A 13357-nucleotide genomic window follows, 5' to 3' on the forward strand; every position below is an offset into this window, starting at 1 on the left:
ATGTGCTAGTTAACTTTTGATTTTAAACTTTTAATAAGAGCATTAATCAGCATAACAATCTCATCAAGTTCCTTATCTATTTGTATATGTCTTCATTATAATTTGGTTAGTAGGTTTTACTCCTTGCACAGAGCACCAGGCACAGGACACTATTTATTTACTTCCTCTCCTATTCGCTTAACAAGAGCTGCAAATTCGTCTTTGTTAAATAATCGGGTTAGAAAAATGATCTTACCTTCTTTATCGATTAAAACATTGCGCGTAACACCTGATTTTTTATCGGCATACAAACCAAAAATATCAGCGTTATCATCCAAGCCCATAGGATAGGTGATACCTGTTGCCTCAACCATTTCAAGGGCCTTTTCTATCGGTTCGTCGCGGTCAACACCAAATACTTTTAAACCTTTATCCTTATAGGCCTGCCATATCTCCTTTTCGATATGGGGCATTTCTTTTCGGCATACGCCACACCAACTGGCTGTAAACTGAAGCATCACAACACTACCTCGTAAATCGGATAGTTTCACTGTTGAACCATCTGTTAATGGCATTTCAAAATCAGGAGCCATATCTCCAACTTTTACGATATATCCTCGTTCATCGGGTGTTTGTGCAAAGATTGATACTGACATTAGTGTAATTGCTAAAGCTATTAATAACTGTTTCATGGGTTGAAATTTTATTTTGTATTTTTTAATTAGGCGAATATGATGGTTTTATTTTTATATACCAATGTCTTTCGCTCAATATGCGCCTGAACCGCACGTGAAAGAACCATTTTCTCCACATCCTTTCCTTTCTGTACCAGACTCTGAACTGTATCGTGATGCGATATCTTTATAACATCCTGCTCAATAATAGGTCCCGCGTCCAAATCTGATGTTACATAATGTCCGGTCGCTCCAATTAACTTCACACCTCTCGAATGAGCAGCATGGTAGGGTTTAGCTCCTGCAAAAGCAGGCAAAAAAGAGTGATGAATATTAATGATCTTATCAGGATATTGCGCATTAAACTCGGGGGATAAAATCTGCATATAACGCGCCAACACTATGAAGTCGGCCTTATAATCTGCACAAAGTCGCAATTGTTCAGCCTCAACCTCCTGCTTATTCTCTTTAGTAAGCGGGAGGTGATAATAGGGAATTTCAAACTGCCGGGCTACAATTTCCAGCTCCTTGTGATTACTTATAATAAGGGGTATTTCAACATTCAACTCTTTGGCGCTATATCGCGCCAGCAAATCATATAAACAATGTGATGCCCGCGATACAAAGATGGCCATACGTGGTACCTGCGATGAAAAATTGAGCGTCCACACCATTTGCATAGGTTCGGCTATGGCACGTGTAAACACTTCTTCAATGGAATCAGCATCTATGGCAAAGCCATTTAAGTCCCATTCAACCCGCATAAAGAAACGTTTCTCCGCCTTATCGGTGTGTTGATCGAGGAAAAGAATATTTCCATTATGTGTGCTGATGAAATTAGTAACCCTGGAAACTATACCCGGCTGATCGGGACAGTGAATTCGTATTATGGCGGTGTTTTGCATGTGCTAATGTTTGTGTGATGTTGGTTAATAATTCAGGTTGTCTTCAGGCGTCTATTTAATATCTTTAATAAACGCACCTATCTTGCCGGCATCAGCGCCATGTTCTCCCAGAAGTTTAACAAAGGCACTACCTATGATTGCGCCCGAGGCATGGTGGCAAGCCGTTTCAAAAGTTGAGCGATCGCTGATTCCGAAGCCAATCAATCGTGGAGCTTTCAATCCAAGATTATTCACCCTGTTGAAATAGTCGATCTGTTTCTGCTCAACATCTTTTTTAACGCCAGTAACAGATGCGGATGAAACCACATAAATAAAGCTTTTGCTGTTGGCATCAATAAGCTTTATACGTTCATTTGAAGTTTGGGGAGTGATCAAAAAGATATTGGCGATGCCAGCTTCTTCAAACAATTGCTGATATTTCTCGTGGTATTCATCAAATGGCAGGTCAGGTAATATCAGGCCATCAACACCTATTCCTTTACACTTGGCTATAAATTCCTTAACGCCATATTTATAAACAGGATTGAAATAACCCATCAACACCACCGGCATTGAAATTGTCTGACGCATGTCTTTGATCTGCTCAAACAGCTTATTAATACTCATCCCATTTTGCAAGGCCTGTTCACTACTACCCTGTATGGTAGGCCCATCGGCCAATGGATCAGAAAAAGGCATCCCAAGTTCAACCAGGTCAGCCCCGCCATTTTCAAGCGCCTGCAACACAGGCATAGTATCATCCAGATCAGGATACCCGGCAGTATAATACACCGAGCAAATATCTTTTTTATTCTGAAAGAGTTCTTGTAATCTATTCATAGTTAAAAGTCAAAGCGTTCCATATATGTTGCCATATCCTTATCTCCTCGTCCCGATACGGTTATCACTACCGAATCATCCGGCTTGAAGCGCATTTTCTCCAAAGCAGCCAGGGCATGTGCCGACTCTAATGCTGGAATAATGCCTTCGAGCTTTGTTAACTGTAAGGCCGCATCCAATGATTCTTTATCGGTAGCTGACAAGAAACTGGCTCGTCCGGTATCAAACAAGTGGGCATGTTGAGGGCCAATACCGGGATAATCCAATCCAGCCGAGATAGAATAGGGTTCTGTGATCTGTCCATCGTCACTTTGCATTAAGTATGTCTTGCTTCCATGAATAATGCCTTTATCTCCCAATGCAATTGTAGCAGCAGTTTCTCCGGAATCAACACCCATTCCTGAAGCTTCAACAGCCACCAGTTTCACACGTTCATCATCTAAAAAGTGATAAAAAGAACCTGCTGCATTGCTGCCACCACCCACACAGGCAATCACATAATCCGGATAATCCTTATCTGTCTTTTCCGCAATTTGTTGTTTAATTTCCTCGCTGATAACCGCCTGCAAACGGGCCACCATGTCAGGGTATGGGTGCGGCCCAACAACGGAGCCAATAAGATAGAAAGTATCTTCAGGATTACAGATCCAATCTCTTAAAGCTTCATTAGTTGCGTCTTTTAATGTTCTGCTTCCTGATGTAGCCGCAACAACTTCAGCTCCTAACATTTTCATTCGTGCCACATTAGGTGCCTGTCGCTTAATATCAACTTCTCCCATGTATACAACACACTTTAATCCCATAAGAGCACAAGCGGTAGCTGTGGCTACCCCATGCTGTCCGGCCCCGGTTTCTGCAATGATGCGGTCCTTTCCCATGTGCTTAGCTATCAAAATCTGTCCCACCGTATTATTTATTTTATGTGCACCGGTATGGTTCAGATCTTCGCGTTTCAGATAAATGTTTGTTTGGTATTTTTCCGATAAGCGAGCTGCATAATACAGTGGTGAAGGACGCCCAACATAATCTTTCAGCAAAGTCCTGTACTCTTTTTGAAAGGCTTCCGAAGCAATTATCTCTTTATATACATTCTTAAGATTCTCAATATTAGGATACAGCATCTCAGGAATAAAGGCTCCTCCAAACTGACCATACATGCCTTTATCATTTACCTGATATTTATTTTTATCACTCATTATGCTTCTGTTTTTCTTAGTTCATCGATAAAATCAGATAGTAAGCTGATATCTTTCACTGCTGGTCTTATCTCAAATTTGCTATTGACATCTATCGCCTTCAGGTTCAAATTTTTTATCTCTAAAATATCATTAACATCTTCAGGTCCAATGCCACCACTTAAGAACACAGGTCGAGCATTGTTGTAATTTTCAAGCAAGCTCCAGTCGAATTTCTTCCCGCTCCCTCCAAAAGCTTTCGTCTGTGTGTCAAATAAAAAGTAATCGCAATAATCCTGGTAACGACGTGTCTGTTGAAAGTCAAAATCTTCATCAACACGAAATACTTTCATCACTCTTGCACCGCTTTGTTTAAGTAAAAAACAAAGCTCAGGTGATTCATCCCCGTGCAATTGAATAATATCCAGTCCAAAATGAATGCGTTTTTCATTGATGACTCTCTCACTGGCATTTACAAAAACTCCGACTTTCTTAGTGTTAGCACTAAATTCAACTTCAGGTTTCTGTTCAACATAGCGTGGCGACTTCTTATAGAAGATAAAACCAACATAATCAGGTTTCAACTCCAAAAGCTCATTGATATTTGAGCTATCGCGCATGCCACATACTTTTATTTCGGGAATTCGGTTCATGGTCTAGTGATCTGTGCTTATACAGTTTCAGCTTTAATTCGAATAGCTTTTGCAAATTCCTCAAAAGACTTTGCAGGATCGTCAGTTTTCATAAAATTCTCTCCGATAAGGAAACCTCCAAACCCTTTCTTTCTCAGGAAGAAAACATCTTCAGGTGAATGTATTCCACTTTCCGATATTTTTAGTTTATCATCGGGCAGTGAAGCAGCCAATTGAACAGATTGCTCCAGGTCCACTTTGAAGGTCTTTAAATTGCGATTATTTATTCCAACCACATCAACAAACGGATTTAAGCATTCTGTTTCTTCCGGGGCATGAAGTTCCATCAACACCTCCATTCCCAAGTAATTAGCCAGGGCACCTAATTCTTTCGCCTTATTTACATCCAGAATTGAAGCGATTAATAAGATCGCACTTGCGCCAATAGCTTTGGCTTCATATACCTGATAGGGATCAATTATAAAGTCTTTTCGCAATATTGGAATGCTCGTTATTTGGCGAGCAGCCGTCAGGTCATTATTACATCCACCAAAAAACTGTTGGTCGGTAAGGACAGACAAAGCTGATGATCCCGCCTTTTCATACCCTGAAACAACATCTTCGATTCCGGCTTTATCATTAATAACACCTTTTGATGGCGACTGTCGCTTAAATTCGGTTATAACTCCTGACTTTTCCGGGCTGGTTATTGAGTTTTTCAATGAAGGAACAGCTTCATTAAACATTGGTTTGTCCATCAACTCTTCTACCGAAACTAACTTTATGGCATTTTCAACCTCAATTATTTTTTGAGCTACTATCTTATCAAGAATATTCATTTCTTTATTTCTTAAAGTACATTACCATATCTATTACATGCTCAACAATGTCGACATAACATTAGCAGCCTTTCCTTCCAGTAAAGACTTTCGTGCTTCTTCTATATTGCTTTCTAATCCTTTCTCAGGATTGTAACAATTCAATGCTAGTCCGGCATTTGCAATTACCACATTATTTTGTGCATCAGTACCTTTGCCTTCAAGTACCCTAATAAATATCTCAGCCGCGTCAGGCACGGTGTCTCCTCCAAATATTTCATCTGGTTTAATTTGATTCATATTAAAATCAGCCGGAGAATAGATCTGCTCCCCTGCATTGGTGATAGCCTTAAAGTCGCCAGTCAGGGACACTTCATCGTACCCATCTAATGCATGCACAATAACATATTGTTTACTTGTTTGCTGATAAATGTATTGATACACACGTGCCAGTTCAAGGCTAAAGACTCCTACCAGCTGATGTTCCGGGAATGAAGGATTGACCATAGGACCCAGCATGTTGAAGAAGGTTTTCAAGCCCAGTTCTTTTCGAATTGGTGCCACTGCTTTCATTGCAGGGTGAAAAAGGGGTGCATGCAGAAAACAGATATTGGCCTTATCCAACTGCATCTTTAAGGTTTCTTCATCATTGGTAAAGCGATACCCCAGGTATTCCATTACATTAGACGATCCACATGATGATGACACACCATAGTTGCCATGTTTAGATACTTTGGCACCAGCACCCGCTACCACGAGTGAGGCCAGAGTTGACACATTAAAAGTATTTTGACCGTCACCACCGGTTCCGCACATATCTATGGTTCTGAAATCAGATAAATCAATTCGCAGACACAAATCCAATAAGGCATCTCTAAAACCTGACAATTCTTCAACAGTTACCGGCCTCATCATAAACACGGTAAGAAATGCCACTACTTCAGATTTATTGTAAGATTCTTTAGCTATGTTTATCAAAACCTGACGCGCTTCATCTCTGGTGAGCGTCTTGTGGTTAAGAAGTTGTTTTATGGTTTGTTTGATATTCATATTTTAAGGACTTGTGACCAGCCAGTTGCGCCGGTTAAATTGTTAATATTCCCTTATATTCAGAATTGACAGTGCACTACGATCTCCTTTTATTCAACCGTCTCTTATCTTTCAATCCAGTTTCGGATCATTTCTTTACCATACTCAGTAAGCACTGATTCAGGATGAAACTGCACACCATGCAGATCGTAGTCTTTATGCATGAGGCCCATTATTTGCCCCTCGGCCTCTTTGGATGTTATCAACAGTTCGGCAGGCAGATCTTCTTCATTCACCACCCAGCTATGATAGCGACCAGCGCTAAAGGTTTCCGGTAATCCTTTAAAAATATATTCAGCATTGTTAGTGATCGTTACAGGTGTTGCTACTCCATGGTAAACTTTATTCAGGTTGCGTATACTGCCGCCAAAAACCTCAGCTATTGCCTGACATCCCAGGCATACTCCTAAAATACTTTTTGATGGGGCATAGGTCTTTATCACTTCCTTTAATATCCCGGCTTCATCGGGTATACCGGGACCTGGTGATAATAATATCTTATCATATTTGTCAACGTCTGCAACGCTTATTTCATCGTTTCGAAACACATCCACCTTCTGGTCAATAATTTCTTCAATATAATGAACCAGGTTATAAGTGAATGAATCGTAATTATCTAAGACTAGTATTTTCATAATATTTAGTTTCTGGCTGCCGGCTGTTAACTTATAGCGATCTGCAGCTTTAAAATTATTATCCTAAGTTGAGAAACTGACATTCAAGGAAAACCTTGTAGCTTCAGCTTCTATCCTTACCTGTTTTAAAACTCCTCAGCCAACTGAATTGCTTTTTTAAGAGCCCCCAGTTTGTTATTAACCTCCTGTAATTCATTTTCTTCTTTAGATTCGCTGACAACACCGGCACCTGCCTGGTAAAAAAGTGTATTGCTTTTACTTAAGAAAGAGCGTATCATAATGGCCTGATTAAAGCTGCCATCTAATCCTATGTTGCCAATACATCCTCCATAATAACCACGATTTTGGTTTTCAATAGAATCAATCAATTGCATTGCTTTATATTTAGGAGCTCCTGATAAAGTACCTGCCGGAAAGGTGTCAGCCATGACTCTTGATGCAATGGAACCTTTTTGAAGTTCACCACTTACATCAGATACCAGGTGCAATACATGCGAATAATATTGCACCTCCTTATAGGTATTGACTTTTACGTTTTCACAATTTCGACTTAGATCATTCCTTGCCAGATCGACCAGCATAACATGTTCTGCATTCTCTTTTGCATCCTGGCTCAGCTGAATGGCTAACTCCTGATCTTTAGCATCGTCACCTGTACGTTTAAATGTTCCGGCAATTGGATTGATGGTAGCCACATTGTTATCAATGATCAATTGCGCTTCAGGCGAAGAACCAAATATTTTGTATGCACCGTAATCAAAATAAAACAAGTATGGGGACGGGTTTATATTTCGTAATGCTCTGTATACATTAAATTCATCACCTGCAAATTGCTGCCTGAACTGACGCGACAACACAATCTGAAAAACATCTCCACGGAAACAATGTTCTTTCCCTTTCGTCACCATCTGCATAAATTCATCATCTGTCAGGTTTGACTTTTCATCATTTGATGGTTTGAATTGAAAGCTAGGAATAGTTCGATTGTAGAACTCCTCAATAATTGAGGATGCAGCTGAAGACTCTCCATCCTGAAGATTTTCTATCAGGTATAGTTGATTAGTGAAGTGATTAAAAGCCACTATGTACTTATAGAACGTATATCTTAGTTCTGGAATTGAATGCTCTCCTTTCTTTTCTGCATTAAACTTAAGCGTATCAAAATACTGAACTGCATCAAAAGTAGAGTAGCCAAACAGGCCATTGACTTTTATGGGGCATTTGCCATTTTCAACCTTAAAACGCTGAATAAACGAATTTAAAAGCTGAGGAACATTATTCTCACTTGTCACTTCAACGGGCTCCAGATCCTTATGTGCCTCTCCCTGTTTAACTTGTCCTTTATCAGCTACAAACTCATAAAGCGGATTAAAACATATGAACGATAAAGAATTACTACTCCCATGATAATCACTACTCTCAAGAAGAATCGTATTCGGGTAGTCATCACGAAGCTTCAAGTATAAACTAACAGGGGTAGTCACATCAGCCACATTGGCCGGTATTGGTGTTGCTATGGTTTTTATGTGTATTGAATCCATGGTATGCTAAATTTACGTAATAAAAAAAGGCTTACCGAGAGTCTCGGTAAGCCTTTTGTTCATATCTTTTACATATACGACGGTTGCCCTTAACTCTCGGTTGAAAGAAAAGTATAATGCCACCAGCCTTTATGTGTTAAAATCAAATTCATGTCTTGCTTTTGCAATTGTATGTCACAAATATTTGGAATAAAATTTTTAAAAACCAAACATCAAATTACATTTTTACTGAATACACGTAATTTTTCTGTTATTTTTACAATATAACATACTAACCTATATCAAGTTAATAGCATGACTCCCTACCGCTTTAAAAAAAACGTAATAAAAACCGGTCGAATACTATTATTCGCAATATTTATAATACCCCAATTTTATTTACTCTTTGGCGGGCAGACCTCAAAGGGTGAATTCATTGGTAATAAGAGCAATAGTGCCACTTCAGTTGGCACTGGCGTCAGCTACGGCAGTTATCAAACTTACATTTATGGATACCAGGTAGATGAAAAAGAATTTACCATCGAGGCTTCTGATCTATATATTAGCAACTTTGAAGATGTTCAAATAGTGTATAACACTCACTACCCAGACCACTCGGCTATAAAATCATTTAGTGGTCTTTTTTTGATGAGAACAATACTTTTGATTTGTAGTGTAATAGTATTCGAATCTATAGTTAGTTTATTTCTGAAGGATTATTAAAAATGGTGATCTGAAATCACTTTTGAAATCAAATCACCATCACTCAGGTAAAATTAAAGGGTTGAATGTATATCTAACTCAGGAAACAGAAACATTCAACCCGGGGAACATAACTAACTAAAAGGTAATTAAGCCTGTTTTCACATCGTACATAGCACCAACAATGGTGATCTCTCCATTATCGGCCATTTCTTTCAAGACTGCACTTTGTGATGTTATATTTTCTATTGTAAGCTCAACATTTTTGCTGGCTACATTATTAACAAATTCGATATTGCCCGAATTACGATCTTCTCCCTCAGCAGTTGTTGTTTGTTCAACAGCAGGTTTGATTTTGCCAAGCATTTGTGTAAGGTTACCCAACTTAGCGTCATCACAAGCTCCTTTCACGGCACCACATGAGGTATGTCCCATTACAATAATTGCTTTTGCTCCTGCCAGTTTACAGGCAAATTCAAGACTACCTAAAATATCCTCATTCACGATATTTCCTGCTACGCGTGCATTGAATATATCTCCAATTCCCTGGTCAAAAACTACCTCAGTTGGAATACGTGAATCAATACAGCTAACTACAGCAGCAAAAGGATATTGACCACCAGCTGTTTCTTCTACTTGTTGAAGCAGATCCCGATTCAATTGCTTCTTCTGAACAAAGCGCTCATTACCCTCTTTTAATAATTCGACGGCTTGTTCCGGGCTTATCAATCCCTGCGATTGTGCTGTTTGTGTTATTGTACTCATATTCTTGATTTTTCTGGTTTTCACTAACTTTACAAATACAATGCTTATGTCTCATTTAAAGCAAACTCGACTGCTCTGCGTTGATTCTGAACGCCCTTCTTCTCCCTGCTCTTTATCTCAACTTCAATATCACGGTATCTGGCACTTGTCTTAAACTCCTCTATTATCTCAATCACATCATGACAAATATTAATAGAACGACTTGCATCAATAATGATTTTTGACCCATTTGGCACCTGACCAAGTGTATTTAAGATACTTGCTTTGTTAATGAAGGTAACATCTTCTGCCAGCTCCAGGTGCAAGACACGATCTTTCAAATGCTTACCTTCTTCGAATAAGAACGGCTTTTTGTAGTTATTATACAAGATATACATAACAGCAACAACCAATCCCATTACAATACCTATCAGCAGATCTGTAAAAACGATCCCAAGAATGGTTACCATAAACGGAATAAAGTGTTCTTTACCCAGGGCATACATCTGCTTAAACAATACTGGCTTGGCGAGTTTATATCCAACTACAAATAAAATTGCCGCCAGACTGGCCAAAGGAATCAGATTCAAAAGCTTTGGTATAGCCAATGCAGTCAAGAGCATTATCACACCATGTAAAATAGCTGCCATCTTAGTTTTTCCTCCTGACTGAATATTAGTTGAACTGCGAACAATCACCTGTGTAATAGGTAAACCTCCTATTAGTCCGGAAATAATGTTTCCAATTCCCTGAGCTTTTAATTCACGATTGGTAGGAGTAACACGCTTCTGTGGATCTAACTTATCTGTAGCTTCCAGGCAGAGTAGTGTTTCTAAACTAGCAACAATCGCAATGGTTGCAGCAATTAACCATACAGAAGGATTGAATATCTGACTAAAATCAGGAGTGGTAAACTGGCCGAAGAAACCAGATATACTGCTTGCTACAGGTATAGCAACAACCTGATCGGTTTTTAAGGCGAAAGATGGCATAGATTGAAATACCATATTTAAGATAATTCCCAATGCAACAACAACCAATGGTCCCTGAATTACATTAAACAATTTTATCTTTTTCATAAATGGGCGCTCCCATAGTATTAATACGATCATGGATAAAATTGTTATTATAGCAGCTCCCGGACTGATCGCCTCAAACATATAGTACAATTCTGAGAGTGTATTGTGTCCATCAGGCTGAGTAAAAGCCAAACTACCTTGATAATCTTTATCATAGCCTAAACTGTGCGGTATTTGCTTTAGGATAATAATAATACCGATACCTGAAAGCATTCCTTTAATTACCGATGAGGGAAAGTAGTACCCGATAATTCCCGCTTTGGCATAACCAAGAATTAATTGTATTACACCGCTAATTACAACAGCAGCTAAAAAAATCTCAAACGAACCCAGTTCGCTAATGGCCGATAATACAATTACAGCTAATCCTGCTGCAGGACCACTTACTCCAAGTTGGGAACCACTCAAGGCTCCAACAACAATACCTCCAACTATACCTGCTATTACACCTGAGAATAACGGTGCTCCAGATGCTAAAGCGATTCCAAGACAAAGTGGAACCGCGACTAAAAACACAACTATTGAAGCAGGAATATCATGCTTTAAGTTGCCCAGTAAACCTTTCTTTTGTGTGACACTCATTCTTTCAATTCTTTTAATTAATTCCAATTAACTGTTTCCCGGTCAACAGTGCCTTTAAAAATTAAACATAGCAACAAATTCGACCACAAAGCTATTACTTTTTGTTATAATAGCAATACTATCTTTTAAATTTATCTTACTATAACAACAAAACTCCTAAACTTGTTCAAAAAAAAGTTTACTTTTGTTGTAAATCTTTTTGCAATTATGTCTATTGGAATTAAAATAAGCCTGAACGACAAGCTGTACCTGCGCGATCCTCAAGAAACATCGCTAGGTCAGAACATTATTAAACACAGCATCTTACTAATTGATGAAATAGGTTTTGAGGCTTTTACATTTAAAAAGCTGGCCATTAAAATGAACTCAACCGAAGCATCGGTATACCGATACTTTGAAAATAAGCATTTGCTGCTGCTTTATTTAGTATCGTGGTATTGGGAGTGGGTAAGCTACCTTATCGATATTAATACCATGAATATCAATTCGCCGGTTGATAAATTGAGGATAATAATCAGTACACTTGTTTTTGCTTATAAAGAAAACCCGGCTATCGACTATGTCAATGAAAGTGTTCTTCATCGGGTAATTATTGCCGAAGGAACAAAGGCCTATTATACTAAGGAGGTTGATAAAGAAAACACAGTAGGCTTTTTCTCCAACTATAAAATGTTATGCGAGAAAGTAGCCAGTGTAATATCTGAGGTTAATCCTGAATTCCCATACCCACGAGCTTTGGCAAGTAATATGTTTGAAATGGCCAATAGCCACAGTTATTTTGCCATTCATTTGCCACGTTTAACAGATGTGAAAGTAAAAGATGAGAACTATGAAGAGGTAAAAGACATGTTGGAGCATTTTGCCAATTCATTGCTATCAATCAAATAGATTTGTTTTACCATACTGATAAAGCAACATAAATAATAAAGAAAAGCCGCTCAGGGATTAACCCGAGCGGCTTTTTTGCTAACTCAATAAAAAATAATTATTCAACATCCCATACATCACCAGAGTGAATCAGGTCATTGAATGATTTTACTTTAGACCTTTCCTGAACTTCTTCCAGCTGTTGTTCCACACACTGATCATACACAGGTGCTTTAACCGAGCGAATAACACCCAAAGCAACAGGATATTCAGGGTACTCCATATCAGCTAATTTCAAATGAAGGGTAATGTCGTCACAATGAGCATCGTGCACCAGGATATCATCTTCTGTAATTCCATCTTCACCAATGGTCACTACCTTAAGGTTCAACCCTTCAAGCATCAAGCCCTTATTATTTTCTTTACCGAAAATCATTGGTTTACCATGCTCAAGTTTGATGGTACGATCTGCTGAAAAGGCTTTATCAGTAATGGCATTGTGGGTTTTATCATTATAGATCACACAATTTTGTAATACCTCTACAATTGAAGTCCCTTCATGCTTGGCAGCCTCTTCCAGCATCACAACGGAGTGCTTAAGATCTTTGTCGATACAGCGGGCAAAGAACTGTCCACGTGCTCCAATACACAACTCACCTGGTCGGAAAGGTGCTTCAACTGTTCCAAAAGGTGATGTTTTAGAAATAAAACCACGCTTGGAAGTCGGCGAATATTGTCCTTTTGTCAGACCATAAATCTGGTTATTGAAAAGGATAACATTAATATCAATATTACGACGAATGGTATGAATGAAATGGTTACCACCGATCGCCAGTGCATCACCATCACCGGTGATTTGCCACACTTTCAACTCAGGATTTGCCACTTTAACACCTGATGCGATAGCAGATCCACGTCCGTGAATTGTATGGAATCCATAGGTTTCCATGTAATATGGGAAACGAGATGAACAACCAATACCTGATATTACTGCTACTTCTTCTTTTTTATATCCTAAAGAGGCCATTGCTTTCTGAACAGAATTAAGAATGGCATGGTCACCACATCCCGGGCACCATTTTACACTTTGGTCGCTTTTAAATTCTGTGAATTTTACTTGACAATTTTCAGCCATTT

At 38.9% G+C, this 13357-nt stretch carries 13 protein-coding genes; 1 reads left to right on the top strand and 12 read right to left on the bottom strand.

The annotated features are described in order from the left end of the window. Nucleotides 1-149: 149 nt before the first annotated feature. The 11 genes from ACRD69_RS08045 to ACRD69_RS08095 form a co-directional block, all read right to left on the bottom strand. Complete coding sequence (locus ACRD69_RS08045; protein ID WP_430814552.1) at nt 150-671, bottom strand: peroxiredoxin family protein; 522 nt, start codon at nt 669-671, stop codon at nt 150-152. Nucleotides 672-700: 29 nt separating this feature from the next. Next, a complete protein-coding gene (purU, locus tag ACRD69_RS08050) occupies nt 701-1558 on the bottom strand; it encodes a formyltetrahydrofolate deformylase (RefSeq protein ID WP_430814553.1) in 858 nt (285 codons plus the stop codon). 51 nt (nt 1559-1609) lie between these two features. Beyond that, nucleotides 1610-2377: a tryptophan synthase subunit alpha gene (trpA, locus tag ACRD69_RS08055; protein ID WP_430814554.1), complete on the bottom strand. Its 768-nt coding sequence runs from the start codon at nt 2375-2377 to the stop codon at nt 1610-1612. 2 nt (nt 2378-2379) lie between these two features. Next, the gene (gene trpB / locus ACRD69_RS08060; RefSeq protein WP_430814555.1) at nt 2380-3573 is read right to left on the bottom strand and encodes a tryptophan synthase subunit beta; all 1194 of its coding nucleotides are present in this window, start codon (nt 3571-3573) and stop codon (nt 2380-2382) included. Further along, nucleotides 3573-4205: a phosphoribosylanthranilate isomerase gene (locus tag ACRD69_RS08065; protein ID WP_430814556.1), complete on the bottom strand. Its 633-nt coding sequence runs from the start codon at nt 4203-4205 to the stop codon at nt 3573-3575. The genes trpB and ACRD69_RS08065 overlap by 1 nt, the downstream gene beginning before the upstream one ends. 17 nt (nt 4206-4222) lie before the next feature. Next, nucleotides 4223-5023: an indole-3-glycerol phosphate synthase TrpC gene (gene trpC, locus ACRD69_RS08070; RefSeq protein WP_430814557.1), complete on the bottom strand. Its 801-nt coding sequence runs from the start codon at nt 5021-5023 to the stop codon at nt 4223-4225. Nucleotides 5024-5056: 33 nt separating this feature from the next. Next, complete coding sequence (trpD, locus tag ACRD69_RS08075; protein ID WP_430814558.1) at nt 5057-6052, bottom strand: anthranilate phosphoribosyltransferase; 996 nt, start codon at nt 6050-6052, stop codon at nt 5057-5059. A 104-nt stretch (nt 6053-6156) separates the two neighbouring features. Then, nucleotides 6157-6726: an anthranilate synthase component II gene (locus tag ACRD69_RS08080; protein ID WP_430814559.1), complete on the bottom strand. Its 570-nt coding sequence runs from the start codon at nt 6724-6726 to the stop codon at nt 6157-6159. A gap of 125 nt (nt 6727-6851) precedes the next feature. Then, nucleotides 6852-8267, bottom strand: coding sequence for an anthranilate synthase component I family protein (locus ACRD69_RS08085; RefSeq protein ID WP_430814560.1), 1416 nt, complete (start codon nt 8265-8267; stop codon nt 6852-6854). A gap of 819 nt (nt 8268-9086) precedes the next feature. Then, on the bottom strand, nt 9087-9737 hold the full coding sequence (locus ACRD69_RS08090) for a carbonic anhydrase family protein (protein WP_430814561.1): 651 nt from the start codon (nt 9735-9737) through the stop codon (nt 9087-9089). Between the two features lie 20 nt (nt 9738-9757). Next, nucleotides 9758-11353, bottom strand: a complete 1596-nt coding sequence (locus ACRD69_RS08095; RefSeq protein WP_430814562.1) for a SulP family inorganic anion transporter — start codon at nt 11351-11353, stop codon at nt 9758-9760. A 207-nt stretch (nt 11354-11560) separates the two neighbouring features. Between ACRD69_RS08095 and ACRD69_RS08100 the strand changes: the two genes are divergently transcribed. Continuing rightward, nucleotides 11561-12241: a TetR/AcrR family transcriptional regulator gene (locus ACRD69_RS08100; protein ID WP_430814563.1), complete on the top strand. Its 681-nt coding sequence runs from the start codon at nt 11561-11563 to the stop codon at nt 12239-12241. Nucleotides 12242-12338: 97 nt separating this feature from the next. On the opposite strand, the gene ACRD69_RS08105 is transcribed toward ACRD69_RS08100, so the two are convergent. Further along, complete coding sequence (locus ACRD69_RS08105; protein WP_430814564.1) at nt 12339-13355, bottom strand: 2-oxoacid:ferredoxin oxidoreductase subunit beta; 1017 nt, start codon at nt 13353-13355, stop codon at nt 12339-12341. Nucleotides 13356-13357: the final 2 nt, after the last annotated feature.

This window comes from Carboxylicivirga agarovorans, assembly GCF_050589845.1.
GTDB classification, from domain to species: domain Bacteria; phylum Bacteroidota; class Bacteroidia; order Bacteroidales; family Marinilabiliaceae; genus Carboxylicivirga; species Carboxylicivirga agarovorans.